22 protein-coding genes are annotated in these 20,173 nt (G+C 66.4%); 9 read left to right on the top strand and 13 right to left on the bottom strand.

Annotation, left to right across the window (positions count from 1 at the left end; genetic code table 11):
• Positions 1-20: 20 nt before the first annotated feature.
• Together IPM60_03995 and IPM60_03990 are read right to left on the bottom strand one after the other, a co-directional pair.
• Positions 21-1,190: a glycosyltransferase gene (locus tag IPM60_03995; protein MBK8907077.1), complete on the bottom strand. Its 1,170-nt coding sequence runs from the start codon at positions 1,188-1,190 to the stop codon at positions 21-23.
• Between the two features lie 360 nt (positions 1,191-1,550).
• Positions 1,551-2,636: a GNAT family N-acetyltransferase gene (locus tag IPM60_03990; protein ID MBK8907076.1), complete on the bottom strand. Its 1,086-nt coding sequence runs from the start codon at positions 2,634-2,636 to the stop codon at positions 1,551-1,553.
• A gap of 200 nt (positions 2,637-2,836) precedes the next feature.
• Between IPM60_03990 and IPM60_03985 the strand changes: the two genes are divergently transcribed.
• The 3 genes from IPM60_03985 (at position 2,837) to IPM60_03975 (ending at position 5,627) form a co-directional block, all read left to right on the top strand.
• The gene (locus IPM60_03985; GenBank protein ID MBK8907075.1) at positions 2,837-4,303 is read left to right on the top strand and encodes a lipopolysaccharide biosynthesis protein; all 1,467 of its coding nucleotides are present in this window, start codon (positions 2,837-2,839) and stop codon (positions 4,301-4,303) included.
• 231 nt (positions 4,304-4,534) lie between these two features.
• Complete coding sequence (locus IPM60_03980; protein ID MBK8907074.1) at positions 4,535-4,762, top strand: hypothetical protein; 228 nt, start codon at positions 4,535-4,537, stop codon at positions 4,760-4,762.
• A gap of 184 nt (positions 4,763-4,946) precedes the next feature.
• The gene (locus tag IPM60_03975; GenBank protein MBK8907073.1) at positions 4,947-5,627 is read left to right on the top strand and encodes a histidine phosphatase family protein; all 681 of its coding nucleotides are present in this window, start codon (positions 4,947-4,949) and stop codon (positions 5,625-5,627) included.
• A 15-nt stretch (positions 5,628-5,642) separates the two neighbouring features.
• Here the strand turns inward: IPM60_03975 and IPM60_03970 are convergent, their stop codons facing one another.
• From IPM60_03970 to IPM60_03925, 10 genes are all read right to left on the bottom strand, one after another.
• The gene (locus IPM60_03970; GenBank protein ID MBK8907072.1) at positions 5,643-7,247 is read right to left on the bottom strand and encodes a c-type cytochrome; all 1,605 of its coding nucleotides are present in this window, start codon (positions 7,245-7,247) and stop codon (positions 5,643-5,645) included.
• Positions 7,228-8,433, bottom strand: a complete 1,206-nt coding sequence (gene nirJ / locus IPM60_03965; protein ID MBK8907071.1) for a heme d1 biosynthesis radical SAM protein NirJ — start codon at positions 8,431-8,433, stop codon at positions 7,228-7,230. Before nirJ ends, IPM60_03970 begins: the two co-directional genes overlap by 20 nt.
• Positions 8,434-8,447: 14 nt before the next feature.
• Positions 8,448-8,948, bottom strand: a complete 501-nt coding sequence (locus IPM60_03960; GenBank protein MBK8907070.1) for an AsnC family transcriptional regulator — start codon at positions 8,946-8,948, stop codon at positions 8,448-8,450.
• Positions 8,945-9,394 (bottom strand): AsnC family transcriptional regulator, encoded by a 450-nt coding sequence (locus IPM60_03955; protein MBK8907069.1) that lies wholly within the window; start codon positions 9,392-9,394, stop codon positions 8,945-8,947. The genes IPM60_03960 and IPM60_03955 overlap by 4 nt, the downstream gene beginning before the upstream one ends.
• Positions 9,394-9,894, bottom strand: coding sequence for an AsnC family transcriptional regulator (locus IPM60_03950; protein MBK8907068.1), 501 nt, complete (start codon positions 9,892-9,894; stop codon positions 9,394-9,396). Before IPM60_03950 ends, IPM60_03955 begins: the two co-directional genes overlap by 1 nt.
• The gene (locus tag IPM60_03945; protein MBK8907067.1) at positions 9,885-10,340 is read right to left on the bottom strand and encodes an Lrp/AsnC family transcriptional regulator; all 456 of its coding nucleotides are present in this window, start codon (positions 10,338-10,340) and stop codon (positions 9,885-9,887) included. The genes IPM60_03950 and IPM60_03945 overlap by 10 nt, the downstream gene beginning before the upstream one ends.
• 2 nt (positions 10,341-10,342) lie before the next feature.
• A complete protein-coding gene (locus IPM60_03940) occupies positions 10,343-11,500 on the bottom strand; it encodes a protein nirF (GenBank protein MBK8907066.1) in 1,158 nt (385 codons plus the stop codon).
• 20 nt (positions 11,501-11,520) lie between these two features.
• On the bottom strand, positions 11,521-11,874 hold the full coding sequence (locus IPM60_03935; protein ID MBK8907065.1) for a cytochrome c: 354 nt from the start codon (positions 11,872-11,874) through the stop codon (positions 11,521-11,523).
• Positions 11,858-12,649 (bottom strand): uroporphyrinogen-III C-methyltransferase, encoded by a 792-nt coding sequence (gene cobA, locus IPM60_03930; GenBank protein MBK8907064.1) that lies wholly within the window; start codon positions 12,647-12,649, stop codon positions 11,858-11,860. The genes IPM60_03935 and cobA overlap by 17 nt, the downstream gene beginning before the upstream one ends.
• Positions 12,650-12,733: 84 nt before the next feature.
• Positions 12,734-14,473 (bottom strand): c-type cytochrome, encoded by a 1,740-nt coding sequence (locus tag IPM60_03925; GenBank protein ID MBK8907063.1) that lies wholly within the window; start codon positions 14,471-14,473, stop codon positions 12,734-12,736.
• A 222-nt stretch (positions 14,474-14,695) separates the two neighbouring features.
• Between IPM60_03925 and IPM60_03920 the strand changes: the two genes are divergently transcribed.
• The 4 genes from IPM60_03920 (at position 14,696) to IPM60_03905 (ending at position 18,691) form a co-directional block, all read left to right on the top strand.
• A complete protein-coding gene (locus IPM60_03920) occupies positions 14,696-16,876 on the top strand; it encodes a regulatory protein NosR (GenBank protein ID MBK8907062.1) in 2,181 nt (726 codons plus the stop codon).
• A 4-nt stretch (positions 16,877-16,880) separates the two neighbouring features.
• On the top strand, positions 16,881-17,882 hold the full coding sequence (locus IPM60_03915) for an FAD:protein FMN transferase (protein ID MBK8907061.1): 1,002 nt from the start codon (positions 16,881-16,883) through the stop codon (positions 17,880-17,882).
• A 348-nt stretch (positions 17,883-18,230) separates the two neighbouring features.
• Positions 18,231-18,386: a type II toxin-antitoxin system RelE/ParE family toxin gene (locus IPM60_03910; protein MBK8907060.1), complete on the top strand. Its 156-nt coding sequence runs from the start codon at positions 18,231-18,233 to the stop codon at positions 18,384-18,386.
• Positions 18,386-18,691 (top strand): HigA family addiction module antidote protein, encoded by a 306-nt coding sequence (locus tag IPM60_03905; protein MBK8907059.1) that lies wholly within the window; start codon positions 18,386-18,388, stop codon positions 18,689-18,691. The genes IPM60_03910 and IPM60_03905 overlap by 1 nt, the downstream gene beginning before the upstream one ends.
• Before the next feature lie 4 nt (positions 18,692-18,695).
• Here IPM60_03905 and IPM60_03900 read toward each other — a convergent pair whose 3' ends face one another.
• The gene (locus tag IPM60_03900; protein MBK8907058.1) at positions 18,696-19,007 is read right to left on the bottom strand and encodes a hypothetical protein; all 312 of its coding nucleotides are present in this window, start codon (positions 19,005-19,007) and stop codon (positions 18,696-18,698) included.
• A gap of 532 nt (positions 19,008-19,539) precedes the next feature.
• On the opposite strand from IPM60_03900, the gene IPM60_03895 reads away from it, so the two are divergent.
• Both IPM60_03895 and IPM60_03890 read left to right on the top strand, forming a co-directional pair.
• Positions 19,540-19,764: an AbrB/MazE/SpoVT family DNA-binding domain-containing protein gene (locus tag IPM60_03895; GenBank protein ID MBK8907057.1), complete on the top strand. Its 225-nt coding sequence runs from the start codon at positions 19,540-19,542 to the stop codon at positions 19,762-19,764.
• 8 nt (positions 19,765-19,772) lie between these two features.
• Positions 19,773-20,162: a type II toxin-antitoxin system death-on-curing family toxin gene (locus tag IPM60_03890; protein ID MBK8907056.1), complete on the top strand. Its 390-nt coding sequence runs from the start codon at positions 19,773-19,775 to the stop codon at positions 20,160-20,162.
• Positions 20,163-20,173: the final 11 nt, after the last annotated feature.

Genomic DNA, 20,173 nt, shown 5'->3' with positions numbered 1-20,173 from the left:
CGGTCTTGGATGCCCTTCAGTCACACATGATTGCGAGGATCGGCACTCGCCGGAGACGACCGATCGGCCGAGCAGGGGCACGGTCTCCTCCGGCGCTCGTTAATGGCCTGGGTTTGCCGCGAAGACCTCGGGACCGGCCGGCGCCCCTCGCTCGGAGCCGGCAGCAATCCGAAATACTCATCGGCGTAGATGCGGGCGGAGCGGTCCATGGACAGGGTGTCGATGACGAAGCGCCTGGGGTCGTATGCCGCCTGACTGGCGAGGAAGCGATCGAGCGCCGGCTCGAAATCGCCGACGCCCGAAAATCGCTCGCCACACTCGGGCGAGAAGTAGGGTACGGACGAGGCGGGCACGTCGGCCGGACCATAATTGAGGCGGACCGGGTCCAGCCACCAGCCAGCATCCCAGGCCAGCACCGGCAGGCCGCAGGACATGGCTTCCTGCACCGCGATGCCCTGGGTTTCGTGTTCGCAGAGGAAGATCAGGGCGCGCGCGCGGTTCAAAAGGTCCCTGTACTGCTCATGGTTGTGCGATCCGTAGTGCAGCACCTGCCACGTCATGCCGCGTCTCTCCAGCGCGTCCACAACTGGCGCCAGCATCGTCCTCCGCATGGCGGGCGGATCCCACAGGAACTTCGCGTAGATCAGGACATCAATGGATTTCGGGTGATCGCGGGTGTCGGGCCACGCCTCGGTATCGACGCCGGCAAACCATTGGAACAGGGTGTCGCCATAGTACGGACGGAACAGGTCGAACGTCCACGGAGAGTTCACCATGTACCGGCTATACCGAGGATCCTCCATCAGCTTCGGTGCTTGACCAGGGTGGTCGAACAACCCCGGTCCTAGAATCGCCGGGTTGGGCAGGTCCCAGCAATGCAGTACGTGAGGCCAGCCGCAGAGGCCGATCGGGTGGCGGGGATGATCGAGGGCGCTGCGGCGATCGTTGATCTGCACGTGATAGCCGGCCCTCTCCAGCGCGGCCACCAACTGCAAAAACGCGCGCTGAACCCCGAGCACTCGTCGCCGGCCGGTCAGGCGCCGATAGCGGTCCTTGATCACGCGACGGATCAAGCGATCTCCGCGGATCCACTTGTCGACTTCCGTCAACTCGAAGAACAGCAGAACCGTGCGATCGGCGTCCGCTACCGCCGCCGCCTTCCGCCGCGCCGCATACCGCTTGTTCAACATCTCTCTGTCTCGCCCCGCGCATCTCCTTGAGAGCGCGCACCCTCGCCAAGTTCCAGCGAACTCATTCAAGTCCTTGACGTCATGTGTCGCGCGGAAGCACAACAAAAGCAACAAAAATGGAAGATTGACAGAAGATCAGGCTTGTTCTCTGTGGATACACCGACCAAGCACGCACAGACTAATCCCCCGGTTGGGTCGTCGGTCTACTGTAGATGTAGGTATAACTGTACCACAACAGGATTACGTTGTGCGCCGATTTGCAGTTCGCCTTGCAGACCTGCCTGCGCAGGTCCGGCTTCCGGGAGCCACGGCAGCGCGTGGCGACTGGTGCAGACTTGGAAGGTCGTCCGTCGAGCGGGTTCAGGCTCTGCGTCGGGCGTAGCGGCGGGCGAAGCGGCCGGCCCTGGTCACGGTGTAGCAGACGGCGTTGGCGCCGAGGCCGGCGATGCCGGTCAAGGAAGCGGGATAAAGCCGAACGGACGCGAACTCGTGGGTGCGCTCGGTCCAGCGCTGTTTCCACGGCATGTCCTCGCCCATGAATTCGTAACCGGTCAAGCCGCGCGCAAAGGTGTCGCGAAGGGTTTCATGGGTGAGGAGGAAACCCGGCGACGCGTCCTCGTAGTGCTCGTCATGACCGATCTTCAGCGCCCAGTAGCGACGAGCGACTTCGGCGCCCAGCTGGACGGCGACAGCGACGCTCCCGATCCGCAACGTCGAGACCCGCAACGCACCGTCGGCAGCCAGCGCCAAACAATAGGAGCGCCAAAATCGTTCGCTGTGCGGGTTCAAACATGCGGCCGTCCCAGCGCGCCCCTTCCATCCGGATCCCTCGATGCGCAGGAAGTCGCGGATGTGCGCTTCGGCTGTTTCCGGCGTCGGCGCCACGATCTCGCAGGCGACCGGCCCGTGGTCCTGTGCGGCGCGAAGCGCCCGCTTGACGCTGCGCCGGCGGCTCTTGGGCCAGGCTGCGACGAATTGATCCCAGCTGCCGGCGACCGGAAGGAACGGCGCGCGCGTGACCTTAGGCGGCGTCGCGAGATAACCGCGGCATCGCGTCAGCAACGATACGGTCGGGGAGTTGATCGGGAGTCTGTCGAGCCGAAGCGGGAGTCCGATGGCGGCCACCGCTGTCATCAGGGCGATGAACGCGTCGTCATCGGCATAGAGGAAGTCGCACGGCTCGTTGACGTGGCAGACGGGTTCGCCGACGAACTCCAGCGTCGGAATGCCGTTCCGCCGGCCGATCGCCAACGGCGCAACGCCGCGCACCGTGGCGCCGTCGCGCACCACCACGATCGCGAGCCGCGCCGCCTCTTCGCTGGCCGACGCACAGGCTTGGATCCAGTCGTATGTGACCATCGGCGCTGCGAGCGGCCCCGCCAGCGCGTTCCAATCAACGCGCAAAGGCGCGAGAGCGCGAGCGTCTTCAATGATCTCGACGGTCATGCGTTGCCTCCCGGCACTGACTCCTGATCGTCACGACGACGCGCGCCGCGCCTGGCGCGCCGCTATCTTGACGGTATTTGGTTGTGTATTATCCCGTATAACGAGTATCTTGGTCAAGGCGGCTGGAGCGAGGATGTTGGGTTGCTGAATCCAGATCAACGATGTGCAAGGTCGCGACATCGGCGCGGAGGCCGCCCCTGATGTTGCTTCGCAATACGATCCTGTTCGTGCTGGGCCAAGGCTTGCCGGCGCTGATCGCGTTCGCGAGCCTCAGCCTCTATACCCGGTTGGTCGATCCCGCCGTTTACGGCGCCTACGCGGTGGCGTTCTCTGCCGCCATGATGGGCGCCGCCGCCCTGTTCGGTTGGATGCGGGCCGGCATTCTGCGCTTCACGTCGGGGGTGGGGCGCTCGCGTCAACTCATGTTCGCAACGGCTCTCTATGGCTACGCCGGACTGGCGGCGGCGGTTCTTGTGCTGGGTGTTGCTTACGACATCTGCATCGGGCGGCCCTTGTACGGGTTCCCGGCAACGCTGCTGGCCCTGTGTCTGGCTGCTCTCGGCGGATCCGAGATCGCGCTGACGTTCGTGCGGACCAGCCTCCGCGGGGGACGCAATCTGTGGATCAACCTGGTGCGGGCCATCGTTCAGGTGGCAGTGTCCCTGACTCTGCTGCTCTACGCCGGATGGCAGGGGATCGCGCTGTTGACCGGGGTGATCGTCGCCCAGGCTCTGTGCATGGCGTTGGTGCTCACGTGTCACTGGCGGGAAATCTGCTTGGGCCGCTGGTCGCCCGTCGGGGCTGCGCGCCTCTGGCGGTTCGGCTGGCCGACCTGCATCAAGTCCATCGCCGGCTTCATCGAGACCATGCTCGACCGCTTTCTGCTCATCGCGATGGTCGATGCGGCTGCCGCCGGCGTCTACGCGGTCGGCTACGACCTGATGTCGCGAAGCCTTTTTCTGCTGTCCGGCGCCGTCAGCATGGCGGGCCTGCCGCTGGTGGTGCGCGCGATCGAACGGGGCGGACTGCATGCCGGCCGCGCCTCGATGTCGCGCTATTGCACCCTACTGCTCGGCTTGATGTTGCCCGCGGTGTGCGGGCTATGGCTTCTGCGCCAGAACATCGGCGCCGTCCTGGTCGGTGAACAGTATCGCACCGGCCTCATCGAAATTTTGGGCCTGATCGTGCTCGCCGCGTTGCTCGGCGAAATGCGCAGCTATTACACGGATTTCGCGTTCGAGGCGGCACGACAGCCGAAAAAGCAGCTTCCCGTGCCGTTGATCGGCGTGGTCGCCACCGTCGGCTTCAACCTGCTCCTCATTCCGCTGTTGGGCATCATGGGCGCGGCCATCGCCGCGGTGCTGTCCCGCACGCTGTCGCTGGTCGCGTCGGTGGTGTTGGTGCGGCGCATCTTTCCGCTGCCGTTTCCAGCAGTCAGTGCCGCGAAAGTCGCGGCCTCCTGCGTCGTCATGTGCCTGACACTGTGGCCGACGCTTCCGTACCTCGGCTGGCACTTCCTGATCGCTCAAGTGTTGCTCGGCGCGGGCGCCTACGGGGCGTGCGTCTACGCCCTCAACATCGACGGCGCTCGGCGACGTCTGCATGCCGTGGCGGCGCGCCATCTGGCGCGACTGCCGCGCCTGCGCCGGATGGGCAGCATCGGTTGAAAAAGCAACGCACATCCGCCGATCATCGCGGCGCCAAGGCGAGCACTGCGAAACGATCCGCATCATGTTTTCCTTGCGATGCAACCCGTATGGGGTACAATTGCGTGGAAATGCGGCACAGTCGGTGACAGCTACGCCGCGTCGCGGCAATAGGTTTTTCTCATGATGATCCAGTCTGCGCCTTCGAGGCCCGTGCCCTCAGCCACGCCAAACCTCGCTGCTGTCCTCGCCATGGCCTTGTCGGCGGCACTGCTGGCGATTCTGTTGTCTGCGACCTTGGATCTGCCGACGCGATTTTCGGGCGAGACTGATGTCGAGACGCCGACGATGCAGGGCGTGCCGGTTACGGCTCGACCGCTCTCCCACACCGGCGCTGGCAAGTACAGGATCGGCAGGCCGCAATGCCGCAACGGCACCGTGACCGGCGCCGACGCCGCAGAACGGTTGATCTGCCTGTAATCCAATCAACTCCGCGACGCGCAGTGCAGGTTCCACGCTGACAAGGCTCGGCCAAGCTGATGCCCCGTTGAAGTGTGTGCGGTACGTTCTCGCGACGGCATCGCGTGGCGCTTGCTGAGGCGGCCGCGCTCGGCTAGGTGTCTCCTCGAGAACGATGTTCCGAGCCAACGGAGAGGTCTTGAGCATGGTCACCACCCGCGTGTTTTTCGTTCGCCACGGGGCCACCGTGCTGTCGGCCGAAGACCGGTTTGCAGGGTCCAGCGATGTCGCGTTATCCGACGAAGGGCGCCGGCAGGCGGGTGGCCTCGCCGCGCGTCTCGCTGGTGAGAGCCTGAACGCTGTGTACACCAGCCCCATGCAGCGCACGGTCGAAACTGCATCCATCGTCGCCGCGCCGCACGACTTGCCGCCGCAAGCCGAAGATGGGCTTCGCGAGATCGACCATGGGCACTGGGAGGGGATGCACCGCTCCGAAGTGGAAGCCCGGTTCCCGGAAGAGTACGCCGCGTGGGAACAGGACCCCTTCACCTTCGCACCGCGCGGCGGCGAGTCGGGACTGCACGTGTTGGCCCGGTCGCTGCCCGTGATCAGGGAGATCGTCGTGCGGCACGCGGGGGAGACGGTGCTGGTGATCTCCCACAAGGCGACCATCCGTCTGCTCATTTCGACCCTGCTCGGCTTCGATGCCCGCGGCTACCGCGACCGCCTCGACCAGCACCCCTGCTGTCTCAACATCATTGATTTCAAGGACCCGGTGCGCGCCAGGCTGATGCTGTTCAACGACGTTTCGCACTACGAGGATGTGCCCGAGCGCATCCTCGGTCACCACCTGTCGAAATGGTGGGACCCGCCCGCCGAGGGCTGAAGGCGGCGGCCCGCTCTAATGGCTGGTGCCGCGCTCATAGGTGATCTTGTTCCAGACGTTGTATTTCCCGACCGGCTTCCGCATCGGGATGCGCTTTACGACTTCGAACGTCGCGGCATCGTAGACGACGATGGCGCCGTCGTCCTCCCAGATGCTGACCAGCGCGTACCGGCCGTCGCGGGTGAACTCCACGTGCGCCGCGGTCTTGCCGGGCGCCGGACGCAGGGTCTTGACGATCTCAAGAGTGCGCTTGTCGATCACGTGGATCGCGTCCCGGTGCGGGCCGAAGAACACGTCGACCCAGGCGTACGGCGAGTTGTCGTGGCTCCGCATGAAAAACCCGGGGCCGAGCGTCTCTATCTCCTTGAGCTTGGTCCAGGTGGACATGTCGATGACACTGACCGCGGCCTGATCGAGGTGCGGCGTGGCGAGCACCGGTGCGCCCCGGTAGTCGAAGGTGATGCCGGAGCCGAGGTGGGGCATGCCGTCGAGCGGGATGACGGCGATCTTGCGGCCGACGATCAGGTTCACCACTTGGCCGTTGTTGGCGTTGCGGGCGGCGCCGATGAGATTGCGGTACTCGGGGTCGAAAAAGAAGTCGTCCAAGGTATCCTTGAGCACGATGCGTCGCACCGGAAACGGACCGGTGTCGAACGTGCCTTCCGTCATCCCCGCCTCGTAGCTGTGGACGAAACCCTGCGGCACAGGTTCCGGATCGTCACGGTAGGGGATTTCCCAGATTTCCGGGATGTCCTTGAGCGCCGCGATGAAGCTCTGCCGCGGCGGTGCGGTGTAGACGGCGCTGACCCGCGACGTCTGCCTCTTGTCGCCCACGACCGGGATGACCTTGACCGGCGCCAGGCCCACGGCGTCCAGGATCACCAGGGTGTGGGGGAGGGTGTTGCCGGCCATGATCCAGCGGCCGTCGGCGGAGACGGCGATGTTGCGGGTGTTCACGCCGACGCGGATCTCGGCGACCGGCACCAGACCCCAGAGGTCATGCTGACTGACCCATCCGTCCCGCGAGGCGAGGTAAACGAAGCGGCCGTCGGGAGAATACTTGGCGCCGCCGTGCAGCGCGAAGCGGGTCGGGAACCGCCAGAGCGGCTCGAAGCGGTCGCCGTCGAGGATGGTGGCGTGGTGGTCGCCGGCCTCGACCACGGTGAACAGGTTCAGCGGGTCAGCATCATGGACCGGTGCGTCGGGCAGTGCGGCGAGAGGGGTGTGGAGAACATGGCTCGCCCGCATGTCCGCCAGGGTCCACTCGGGCGGGACGGGGAGGGGGGTGTAGACCAGGCTCACCAACGCTCCGATCTCGTCCGGGCTCAGGGTCTCGCCGAACGCCGGCATCTGCGTCGCCGGCCGCCCGTTGGTGACCACATTGACCGCTGCGTCCTTCCGCAGCCGGTCGAGATTCTCCGGCAGCAGCGCCGGGCCGGTGCCGCCGAGCCGGTCGCCGCCATGGCATTCGGCGCACTGTTCGGCGTAGATCGCCGCCGCGTCGAGACGATCTCCAGCGCCTGCGGTTGCTGCCGACAGGACAACCAAGAGCAGCGCCAGAAGAAGGGCGAGTGCCGCTCCGTCGCCCGTGAGCCGCTGGTTAACGAGCGAGGACGGCATGACTGCCCTTGCGGTACGGCGTTACCGCCACCCGCGGACTGCCGTCGCTGATGCCGATCTCGGCGTCGGTGAGGTAGCAGCCGGGATCTTCCTGCCAGGCATCGCCGGTGAGTTGCAGGGCGCGCACCCGGGTATTGCCGCCGCAGATGCCGAAATGGGCGCACGCGCCGCAGCGGCCCTTGACCACGCGCGGCGCTCGCTTGAGGCCGGCCATGATCGGATCGGTGGTGTCCTGCCAGATCTCGGAGAACGGCCGGTCGCGGACGTTGCCGAGACTGTAGTGCCACCAGAAGGTGTCGGGGTGGACGTCGCCGACGTTGTCGATGTTGGCCACGTTGACGCCGGACGCGTTGCCGCCCCACTGCGCCAGCTTGGCGCGGAGGTGCTCTACCCGATCCGGGAACCGCGCCTGCGCCCAGTGCAGCAGGTAGACGGCGTCGGCGTCGTTGTTGCCGGTGACGAATTCCTTGTCGCGGCCCGCTTCAATCGAGCGGAGGCACGTTTCGAACAAGAGGTCCATGGCGCACCGCGTGGTCTCGAAGTGAGCGTCGTCGCCGCGGTTCTTGTTGCCGCGGCCGGCGTAGTTGAGGTGCGACAGGTAGAACTTGTCGATCCCGCCGGCCTCGACAAGGGCCAGCAGCGACGGCAGCTGATGGGCGTTGTCCATGGTCAGCGTGAAGCGCACCCCGACCTTGAGGTCGTGGTTGCGGCACAGGCGCACGGCCCGCATCGACGCTTCGAAGGCGCCGTCGGCGCCGCGAAAGGCGTCGTGCGTGGCGCCGATGCCGTCGAGGCTGACGCCGACATAGTCGTACCCGACGGCAGCGATGGCGGCGATGTTGGCTTCGTCGATGAGGGTGCCGTTGGAGGACAGGCCGACATAGAACCCCATGGCCTTGGCCCGGCGCGAAATGTCGAAGATGTCCGGGCGCAGCAGCGGTTCGCCGCCCGACAGGATCAGCACCGGCACCCGGAACGCCTTGAGGTCGTCCATGACGCGGTAGATCTCGCCGGTGCTGAGTTCGCCGGGGAAGTCGATGTCGGCGGAGATGGAGTAGCAGTGCTTGCAGCGAAGGTTGCAGCGCCGGATCAAGTTCCAGATGACCACCGGCCCCGGCGGGTTGCGCCTTGGCCCGAGCGGGGTCGGGGTGAGCAGCTCCTTCATGTATTGGGTCAGACGAAACATCGCAACAGAGCCCTTCAATCCGCGAGCCGGAGGCCCGTCTTCTTGAGGATGCGGGTCGAGTATAGCACGGCGTGGGCGCGGGACCGATCGTCGAGCAGTTCGGCGATCTCCGCCACCCGGCGTTCCACTTCGTCGCGACTCCGGCCATGGACCATGGCGAACAGGTTGTAAGGCCAGAGCGGCAGATGCCGCGGCCGTTGGTAGCAGTGGGAGACGAACGCGAGGGCGCCGACGGCGCTGCCGGCGGCGGCGACCGCATCGTCGGCGACGTCCCACACCGTCATGCCGTTGGCGGTGTAGCCGAGCCGGTAGTGGTTGGGCACGGCGCCGATGCGGCGGATGATGCCGTCTGCCAACATCCGCCGGAGCCGCGCCATGGTCTCTTCCGGCGCGAGCCCGAGGGTTTCGGCCAGGGCGTGGTAGGGGCGGGGGACGAGCGGCAGCCCGCCCTGCATCGCCTTGATCAACCGGCGATCCTCAGCGTCGACGGGCGGTGGCGGCGCGGTCCGGTTCATACCGCGAGCCTCAAGCCGATGTAGAACTCCTCCAGCTTCGGCATGTCGTGAACGCTGAGCCCGGTCTCCTGTGCGATGGCGTCGAGCACCGGGCGGACGCGCTCCGGGTCCGCGGCGGCGACCACGAACCACATGTTGAGGGGGTGGTCGCGGGCGTAGTTGTGGGCGACTTCCGGATGGGCATTGACCAGATCGGCGACCACCTCGAAGCGGTCCTCCGGCACGCTCATCGCCGCAAGCGTGACCGCACCCCCGAGGCGTTCGGCGTCGAACAGTGGCCCGAAGCGGCTGAGCAGGCCGTCCGCGCACATCCGCCGCAGGCGGGCGATCAGGTCCGCCTCCTCCAGGCCCAGAGCCCGCGCGGCCTCCGCGTAGGGGCGTTCGCTGACCGGGAAGGCGTCCGGGTCCTGCAGGGCGTTGACGATGCGGCGGTCGATGTCGTCCATCACGCCGTCTCCTTCGCCTCGCGAACCGAATAGCGGGCGCCGCGCTGCTTGAAGGCGCGGCGGCTGAACAGCACTGCGTGCGGACAATGGGCGAGTTCCGGTTCGGAATTGATCTGGGCGATCTGATCGCACACGACGCGTCTGTCGGTGCCATGGATCATGCAGAACAGATTGTATGGCCAGACGGGCGGCTGGCGCCGGCGGCGATAGCAGAGCGTCACGAACGGAAACTCGGCGAGACGCCGGCCGGCGGCGCCCACGCGATCATCGGGCACGTCCCACACCGCCATGGCGTTTGCGGTGTATCCGAGATCGCGGTGGCGGACGACCATGCCGAACCGCTTGATGACGCCGCCCGCGATCAGACCCTGCAGTCGCGCGATCACCTCCGCTTCGGAGAGGCCGAGGCGCCGGCCGAGTTCGGCGTAGGGTTCCGGCACCAGCGGCAGGCCATCCTCGATGGCGGTCAACAGGCGCCGGTCGGTTACGCTCACGGGCATGGCAGCGGGAAGCCGAGGTCGATGTGAAACGCCTCGATCAGCGGCAGGTCGATGACGGCGAGCCCGGTCCGCGCCTCTATGTCCCGGAGCACCGCGGCAACGGCTTCGGCGCTTGCGGCGGCGACCACGAACCAGAGGTTGAGGTCGTGCTCGCGCTCGTAGTTGTGGTTCACCTCCCCATAGCCGCTGACGATGGCGGCGACCGCATCCAGGCGCTGCGCCGGCACCGCCATGGCGGCAAGGGTGCTGGCGCCGATCGTGTTGGGCGCGACCACGGCGCCGACGCGCGCCAGCGCCCCCTGATCCCGAAGATCCTGTACCAACGACAGGACCTCGTTTTCGCGGAGTCCGAGGGACTCGCCGATGTCCCGAAACGGCCGCGGCGTCAGCGGGAAGTCCCGCTGGTAGCCGTTGATCAGCCGCGTGACGAGATCCGCCGCGGCCATGATCAGAGGCCGATGCGATGGGCGCGGGCAGCGAAAAAGATGCCGCTCGGGGTCTCTGCGGCGATCGAGCTGAGCCGCTCCATGGTCCGTGTATCGTAGACGTCGACCCGGTTCTCGTCCCGCACCGAGATCCACGCCTGCTCGCCACGGGGCGTGAACTCGATATGCATCACCGCCTTGCCGGGGGTGAGAGCGTGGGAGACCTCAATGGCGGCGACGTCGATGACCTGGACGGTGTCGTTCAGCGGATGGGCGAAGGTGACCCAGACCTGACGGCCGTCCGGCCGGGCGACCGCGAACACCGGCTGGCCGTGAACGGGGATGCGCTCCACCTCCTGCCACGTTCGCGGATCGACGACCAACACTTCGTGGCGGCCGACGGCGGGCAGGAACAGCAGGTCGCCGGCCTTGGCCCAGCCTTCCAAGTGCGGCATCTTGTAGACCGGCAGCGGCGCCTCGCCGCGGCCGTAGCCGTCGAGGATGCGGCGCACGCCTGCGTCCAGGCGCCACATGTCGAGCAGCGCCAGCCCGTCCTCGCCGAACAGGCCGGCGATGTAGTAATGGCCGTCGCCGGTGATCAGCGCGTCGTAGGGGAGTGCGCCGACGCCTTCGAAACGCGTGATGCGCGGGTTGTCGGGCTCGCTCATGTCGGCGATCCAGATCTCGCCGGCATCGTAGAGGCTGAACACGAATCTTTGGCCGGGCGCATCGACCAGCCCGACCACCTTGGAGCGGCCCGCGGCGTCGTCGCCGGCCGGAATGTCGGCGACCGGCTCCAGGGTCCCGGAGTCGAAGACCCGCACGCCACCCGGCTCGTAGTTGGCGACGGCGACCAGGGCGCCGTCCTGGGAGATGGCGCCGCCGATGCTGTTGCCGCCTTGGACGATGCGCTTGGCCAGCCGCCCTTCGAGCAGGTCGATCTTGCTCAAGCCGCCGTCGCGCCCGAAGACGAAGGCGAAGCGTCCGTCGCGGGAGAACACCGCGGACGCGTGGGACAGGTCGCCGAGCCCGTCGACGGCAGCCAGCTTGCTTTGCGTCGTCGTCTCCACGATCTGCACCCGCCCGGCGGCGCGCTCCACGATCAGCCCCAGATCGCCGGTGCCGCGCAGCGCGACCTCGGCGAAGGCGAGCGCCGAAGTCGCCGACAGGATCAGCACCATCGCGAGAGTGCGCAACAGGATCACGGCGCCATGCCTTCTGTCGGGAGTCCCTGCTTCAATTGGCGCACGAGCCAGTCGGCCTCTCCCGCGCGAAGCTGCGACCGCCACGGGGGCATCGGCGTGCCGGGAACACCCTCGAGGATGATCTCGGCCAGATCGGCATCGGCGCGCCCGGCCAGAGTATCGGGAAGAAGCGGCGGACCAAGCCCGCCTTTCATGGTCAGACCGTGACAGGACCCGCAGTCGTGCTTGAGGAGATGGAGGAGATCCGATTGGCGCTCCGGCGGCACTGAACCATCGGCCGACGCGGTGGAGGCCACTGGCGCCACGACCAGAACGACACCCGCGACCAGAGCTTCAGCCAACGCCGGCATCGCCGCCAGAACGGGCTTCCGCGGTGTGGTCTCGACCGGAGGCGAGCGTGCCGGCAAGCTCGACCACGCGCCCGACGACGAACAGCACAGGGCTGTCCAGCCGCGCCGCAGCGGCGACGTCTGCGATGTCGCCCAACGTGGCGAACACCGTCCGCTGGCTGCGGCGGCTGCCGTTGCTGATCGCTGCGGCGGGCGTGGTTTCCGGGAGGCCATGGGAGATGAGGCGTACAGCGATGTGCGGCATCTTGGCCATGCCCATGTAGATGACGAGGGTGGTGTCGGGATCGGCGAGACCACGCCAGTCCAGGTCCAGGTCGCTGTCGCCCCGGCAATGGCCGGTCATGAAGCGGACGCCGGTGGCAAGGCCGCGGTGGGTGAGCGGAAAGCCGGCCGCCGTGGCGCAGGCCGACGCCGATGTCACGCCGGGCACCACGTCGTAAGCGACACCGTTGTCGAGGAGGTGCTGCGCCTCTTCGCTTCCACGGCCGAACAGGAACGGATCGCCACCCTTGAGTCGCACGACCTTGCGGCCGGAGCGCGCCAGGCGCACCAGCAGTGCGTTGATTTCCTCCTGGGGCACGGGGTGGGCGTTGGGCTGCTTGCCGACGCTGATGCGGGCGGTGCCTTTGGGGATCAGCGCCATGATGTCGTCGGAGACGAGGCGGTCGTAGACCACCACGTCCGCTTCGTCGAGGAGACGCCGAGCCTTGAGGGTGAGGAGCTCGGGGTCGCCGGGGCCGGCGCCGACCAGGTGGACGATCGGTTTGTCGAGCATGGCGGCCCGTCCTTAGAAGAGGTCCACGATAGCTGGCGGCGGGCAGGGCAGCCGTGACCCGGCTGCCTCCGCTCCGCCCCATGATCAGTATACGTCGTGCTGCGTGTTATATACGTTGAATTTTCCGGTCGGCGTGATCAGGCGCGGGTCCTTGATCACGTGCTTCAGCTCCAGCGTCTTGTCGTCGACGATGACGATCGCCGATGCTTGGTCCTTGGCGTTCCACACCGAGAACCAGACCTCGGTGCCGGCCTTGTTGAACTCCGGCTGCACGACCCGGCGCGTGCCCTCGGTGATCCCCGACCACTCCCCGATGGGCAGAACCTTGTAGGGTTCCTCCAGGTTGTCGAGGTTGAACACGGCCACCGAAGCGGCGATCTCCGCTTCCGGGTTGAGGGGCGTATCGACGTAGAGGTTCCTGGAGTTGGGGTGGGTCTTGATGAACAGCGAGCCGCCGCCTTGGCCTTCAAGCGTCTCGACGACCTTCCATGCCTGGTCCGGATGCCCTTCCGGGTCGGTGCCGATCATGGTGATGGTCTCGTCGCCGAGGTGGCTGGTGGCCCACACCGGCCCATATTCGGGATGCACGAAGTTGGCCCCGCGCCCGGGATGCGGGGTCTTGCCCTCGCTCTTGATGAGGCCGACCAGCTTGCTCTCCTTGGTGTCCACCACTGCGATGGTGTCGCGGGCGTTGGCGGCGACCAGGAAAAAGCGCCCGGAGGAGTCGAAGCCGCCGTCGTGCAGGAAGCGCTCGGCGCCGATGGTGGTGACGTTGAGATTGTTGATGTCGCCGAAATTCACCATCAGGATCTGGCCGGTCTCCTTCACGTTGACCACGAACTCCGGCCTGTAGTGCGAGGCCACGATCGAGGCGACGCGCGGCTCCGGGTGATACTCCTGGGTGTCGACCGTGTAGCCGCGGGTCGAGACGATCTTGAACGGCTCCAGGGTCAGCCCGTCCATGATGACGTACTGGGGCGGCCAATAGGCGCCGGCGATGGCGTACTTGTCCTCCCAGCCCTTCATCTTGGAGCTCTCGACGGAGCGGGCCTCAATGCCGAGCTTGATCTCGGCAACCACGCCCGGCTTCTCCATCCACAGGTCGATCAGCGACACTTTGGCGTCGCGACCGATCACGTAGATATAGCGACCGGAGGCCGAGGTGCGGGAGATGTGGACGGCGTAGCCGGTCTCCAGCACCGCCTCGATCTCGTAGCTGTCGCCGTTGATCAGGGCGACCTCGCCGGCATCGCGGAGCGTCACGGAGAACAGGTTGTCCAGCGGGAGATCGTTCATCTGCTCCTTGGGCCGGTCCTCCGGCTTGACGATGACCTTCCAGCTCTCCTGCATTTCCGGCATGCCCCACTCCGGCGGATCGGCCGGACGGTGGAGGAGATAGCGGGCCATCAGGGTGATCTCGTCCTCGTTAAGGTCGCCGGAGGTGCCCCAGTTCGGCATGCCGGCCGGGGAGCCGTAGGTGATGAACGCCTTGAGGTACTCCTCGCCGCTCTCGCGGGTGATGTCGGTGGTGAGCGGCTTGCCGGTCGCCCCCTTGCGCAGCACGCCGTGGCAGCCGGCACACCGTTCGAAGTAGATCTTGTTGGCGTAGTTGTACTGCTCCTCCGTCATGTTCGGAACGCCTTCCTGATCTCCCGGATAGGCGACCGGCTCGTCCGACAGGATGTTGAGGGAAGGCACGTAGCGATCGCCCGGTTGCGTCTCGTGCTTCTTGAGTTCAGCCGGATCAGGCTGGGCGGCGGCGGCGGAAAAGGCGGTGACGAACATGGCGGTGGTAAGCAGCGTGGACAGGCCGGATCGGATCATAATCCCCTCCCAGGTGACGGATCGTCGTCAACGTATCCGGGGATTTTGCGGTGCACCTTAACCTTCGTCAATCACCGCCACAAATTTTGGGGGTATTAACCGGCGTCAAGGACGGGGGGAGTCGCTTGAGGGAGAATAGAGCATGTTCGACGTCCAACGCACCCCTGAGCGTGCCCTCGGAACGTGAGCATGTGCCTGCCACCGCCCCGCGCCGTTAGGGCCTTGAGAGCGCCATGGCGGCATCGCGCCGGTCTCGGCGTGTTGCGGCTGGGGCTGGCGGTCGGCCTCGCCCTCGCCCTCGCCATCGCCGCGGGGCTCGCGACAACCGCGTCGGCGGCGGAACCCGTGAGCGCGGAACAGCTCATGGCCGTCGCTCCGGAGGCCGACCGGATCGGCGCGTTCGACGGAACGCCGCCGTCGGCGCCGGTGTTCCAGGGGGATCGGCGCATCGGCTACGTGTTCTCGACGCAGGATACGGTCGGCACGGTCGGCTATTCGGGCAAGCCTCTCGATATCCTCGTCGGCATCGATCTCGACGCCGTCATCACCGGGACGCTGTTGACACACCACAATGAGCCGATCCTGGTGATCGGCATCCCGGAGGAACGGCTGCGCGCATACGTGCGCGGGTTCGCCGGCACCGACCTCAAGGTTGCGTTGCGCGGCCCAGGTCCGGGTCAGGACGAGGGCGGCCAGGCCGAAGGGGGCGAGCGGCAGCAGCGGATGCCCGACGCCATCGGTGGCGCCACCGTCTCCAGCGCCGTCATACGCGACGGCATCCTGCGCGCCGGGCGCGCCGTTGCCCGCTCCCGCGGATTGCTCGGCGGCACCGGCGGCGTGCGCCTCGATCGCGAAAGCGTCTCGGCGGCGTCGTGGTCGGAGCTGATTGCCGAAGGCTCGGTGGTGCGGCGGACGGTCACCGCGGGTGAGGTGGCGGAGCGGCTGGACGGTCCGGCAGCGCCGGCGGGCCAGGCCCCGGAGGCCGCGTTCATCGACATCTACGCAGCGCTCGCCTCGCCGCCGCGCATCGGCCAGAACCTCCTCGGCAAGGCGCTGTTCAACCGCCTGACGGCCTCGATGGCGCTGGAAGACCAGCTTCTGTTCATCGCGGCGAACGGCGCCTACTCGTTCAAGGGCACGGAGTACGTGCGCTCCGGAACGTTCGAGCGCATCCAGATCGTCCAGGGCGACACCACCATCCGCCTTCAGAAAGACGGCTACCACAACGTCCAGGAAGTTCAGGCGGCAGGCGCACCGGAGCTTCGCGAAGCGGGAGCCTTCGTGGTGCCGGCGGCGAGCGGCTTCGATCCGCTGAGACCATGGCGGCTCGACCTTGCCGTCAAGCGCGGCCCGCCGGGGGATCGGCAGGTCGGCGCCGTGTTCAGCCTCGACTTCGCGCTCCCGGATCGCTACCGGATCGGCGCCCCCAACACATCAGACGACGCGGCGGCGGGTGCGACCGGCGCCGGGGACGAGCGGCCGCTGTGGCAGAGCTACTGGTTGGAGCGCTGGGGCGACATCGTCGTCGTCACCGCGATCCTTGTCGTGCTGACGGCGATCCTGGTGGGGCAGGACGCGCTGGTCGATCGCTACCGACTGTACCGGACCGTGCGCCTCGCCTTCCTGGCGGTGACGCTGCTATGGATCGGCTGGTACGCCAACGCCCAACTCAGCGTCGTCAACGTCATCACCTTCAGCCAGTCGCTGATCTCCGACTTTCGGTGGGAGTTCTTTCTGCTCGATCCCCTCATCTTTATCCTGTGGAGCTACGTTGCGGTCGCGCTGCTGTTCTGGGGGCGCGGCGTCTTCTGCGGCTGGCTGTGTCCCTTCGGAGCGCTGCAGGAGTTGCTAAGCGAAGCGGCGCGGGCGCTCCGCGTCCCGCAGGTCCGACTGCCGTTCATCCCTCACGAGCGATTGTGGCCGATCAAGTACATAATATTTTTGGGATTGTTTGCGGTGTCGTTGCACTCCATGGAGCTTGCTTTCAAAGGCGCGGAGGTGGAGCCGTTCAAGACCGCGATCCTCATGAAGTTCATGCGGGAATGGCCGTTCGTGCTGTACGCCGTGGCGCTGCTGGTCGCGGGCCTGTTCATCGAGCGGTTCTTCTGCCGCTACCTGTGCCCGCTCGGCGCGGCGCTGGCGATCCCGGCGCGGCTCCGCATGTTCGAGTGGCTCAAGCGTCATCCGCAGTGCGGCCGGGAGTGCAGCATCTGCGAGCAGCGCTGCCCGGTGCAGGCCATCCATCCGTCAGGCGCCATCAATCCCAACGAGTGCATCTACTGCCTCAACTGCCAACAGTTGTACTACGACGAATGGATCTGCCCGCCGCTGGTCGCCCGCCGCAAACGCCGGGAGCGGCGCCAGGCGCTCGCCGGCGGCGCGAGCCAGCCGGCAGCGGAGTGACGTCATGACGGTGCGCAAGCCGACAACCCTCTCGCGCCGCCGCGCCCTGACGGTCATCGCCGGGGGGGCCGCCGCGCTGTGGGCGAGCAACGGCGCGGCCGCCTTGCCGGGGCTGTCGCGCCGGTTCGTATGGCGCGGCACGGCGCTCGGGGCCGAGGCCGAGATCATCCTCTATCACCGCGAACGGGCGGCGGCGGAAGCGGCGGTGCGCGCCGCACAGGCGGAAATCGATCGCCTGGAAGCGGAGTTCAGCCTGTTCCGCGGCGATTCCGCGGTTTGCCGCCTCAACCGCGACGGCCGCCTGGACGCGCCATCCATGGACATGCTGCGCCTCCTCGACGAAAGCCGGCGGTGGAGCGCGCGGAGCGGCGGGGCGTTCGACATCAGCGTCCAGCCGCTGTGGCGACTCTACGCCGAGCACTTCCTCCGTCGCACCGGGGCCGAAGATCCGCCGCCCGCTGCCGTCGCGCGGGCACTCGCCCTCGTCGACTACCGCAAGATTGCCGTCGCGCCCGATCGCGTCACGCTGGCGCCCGGCATGGCTGTGACGTTCAACGGCATCGCCCAGGGCTACATCACCGACCGGGTCGCAGACCTGCTGCGCGACCACGGCTGGACGCACGTGCTGGTCGGGCTGGGCGAGTGGCGAGCGCTGGGGCCGCGTGGCGATAGCGCGCCGTGGACAGTGGGCATTCCGGCGGCGGCGGCTTCAGGCGGTCCAGGAACGATCCCGCTCATCGACGGCGCGCTCGCCACTTCCGCCGGCTCCCGACTGGCTTTCGACGCAACGGGCCGTCGCCAACACCTGCTGTCGCCGGCCACCGGCGCCAGCCCTGCCGTCTACGCGAGCATCACCGTGCAGGCGTCCCGCGCCACCACCGCCGATGCCCTGTCGACGGCGCTCTATGTCGCGCCCCCCGAAGCAGCGACGGCGCTGCTTTCCCGGGTTCCCGGCGCACGAGCATGGCTGACCCTCGCCGACGGCCGCACCATGCAGGCTGGATGATTTTGTTCCGATTGTGCCCGGATTGGTCGCACCTCTGATCAGGCGTCCGGTCGCGAACATATTGATATAAAAGCGTTTGTGTCCGAATCGGCGATGAGAAAGTATGCCGATGTATGCAAATGTACTCCACGATGGGCGTAAACCACTGATTTTGCTTATGTCATCCTCTGGTTGTAGCGTTGAGGAAAAGGCTTGATCACCGTACGGTGTGACCGTACTGTAGAGCCATGAAGATTCGAAGCGTCGCCACCGCGCCCTGAAACGGCTGATCGAGAGCGACGACGACCGGGAAATCCGGCGCGCTGCCGTGCGCAGGGTCCGCAACACGCGCTGATCACGGCGCAGGATATGAGCGGCGTGCAGGGCCCGCCCGGTTGGCGCATCCACCAACTTTCCGACGACCGGGCCGGAACGTGGACCATCTCGGTCTCGGGCAACTGGCGGATCACCTTCGCCCTCGATGACGACGCAATCTACAATCTGGATTTGGAGGATTATCACTGATGAACGAAGCAGTCACAAAAATCGGGATGAGGCCCCCGCATCCGGGCAGCTTCATCCGTGAGGAAATTCTGGACGAACTACGCCTGTCTGTGGCGAAGGCCGCCGAGGTTCTGGGTGTGCGCAGGGCAACGCTTTCGGATCTGGTCAACGAAAAGTCGGCTTTGTCGCCAGAGATGGCCTTGCGGCTAGAAAAGGCCTTTGGCCTCTCCATGGACACTCTGCTGCGCATGCAGGCATGGCACGACAGCCACGCCATGCGCGAGCGGGCAGGCGAAATCGACGTGAAGCGCTACGAGCCCGCCTGACCATCTAATGGGTCGTTTGCCAATGAATATTTGGAAACGGCTCGCGCTCGTAGCCCGCTGTAGTGCTGTGCGGTGCGGCTATTTGGGTATTGGAGCACCTTATAGATTCCGATCTTGCGCTTGCATCTCTTGGTTTTGCCGTGGCCATTGCGACGGCTTCTTTCCAGATCGCGCTGCCAAGGATCGCGAAACAGAGGCGCGGTTGTTTTCTGAAAAGCAGCAGGTCGGTACCGAACTTACAGAAACTATCATGGGCCTTTTTAAGGGCCACGCATCGGAACCAAAACTCCTTCAGGTTTTTCGGCGTGTCCGTCATTGCCTGCACGTGTTCAAATGGAAATCCCGTTTCAACGACCCGCCGCTGCGACTTCCCGCAGGCCCCTTGTCGGGCGGCGCTCGTACCGGCAGAGCAGCAAGGCCCGGTCCCGTGCCCATCACCCCGAAATACCCCGCAAGGATGAAACCTGAGCGCTTCGGGGACTACGCTGGGAGCGCCTTCCCAGACCGCGCATTGCGGTTCCGCCGCGAGCTGAAGCTCGCAAGAGGATCCGACGCTCGTTCGCATGGGGCACATAGGCCCGATCATGGGGATGGTCAACCGCCGGCCACGCCCGCGGCGTTTCCGCTTCTACCGCCTCGTTCGGCGGTGTCTCCTCGCGCACGAGTGGAGACGGCTCGGGCAACCCGGCACGCCGCGCCTCGACACCTAAAACAGCGTCGAGCAAGCGGGCAGAGCGCTTGAGCGTCTGTCACGCGCCAAGCGCCGATGCGGATACCGGACCGTTCTTTGACAACAATGGGCGGAGCGGCTTATGTTATTACAGATGTTATAACAAGAGCCTGAAATCATGTTCGAACTGAAAATCCGCAAGATCGGCAATTCCCTGGGCGCGGTGATCCCGCGCGAGGCGCTCGACCGGCTAGGGCTTAAGGAAGGGGAGCGCGCCTTTCTGACCGAAACCCCGTACGGCTACCGCATCACCCCCTATGACCCCGAGTTCGAGCGCCAGATGCAGCTCGGGGAAAAGGGCATGGCCGCCTACCGTAACACCCTGCGCGCCCTTGCGAAGTAACGGCCCGCATGAGCGGAGACATCGTGTGGATAGACCGCGCCGTCATCATCGCCCTGCACGACCGGCTGCTGGCGGCGCACGGCGGGCTCGCGGGCATCCGCGACGAGGCCTTGCTGGGCTCCGCCTTGGCCCGTCCGCGCCACCTTGCCGCTTACGGCGAGCCGGACCTCTGCGGGCTCGCCGCCGCCTATGCCTATGGCATCGCCCGCAATCATCCGTTCGTGGACGGCAACAAGCGCACCGCCTTCCTGGCCGCGTACGTGTTCTTCGCGCGCAATGGCCGCCGCCTCACCGCGCCGGAGGATGCGGCGACCTGGACGGTGACGGCGCTGGCCGCAGGTGAGCTTGGCGAGGACGCCCTGACGAAATGGATGCGCCAGAACACGCGAGCAGACTGATGACCGGAGGC

This window comes from Rhodospirillales bacterium (assembly GCA_016710335.1).
Taxonomy (GTDB): domain Bacteria; phylum Pseudomonadota; class Alphaproteobacteria; order Rhodospirillales; family Defluviicoccaceae; genus JADJXQ01.
Note: the sequence above shows the minus strand (reverse complement) of the source record. Positions and strands in the feature narration are given on the sequence as shown.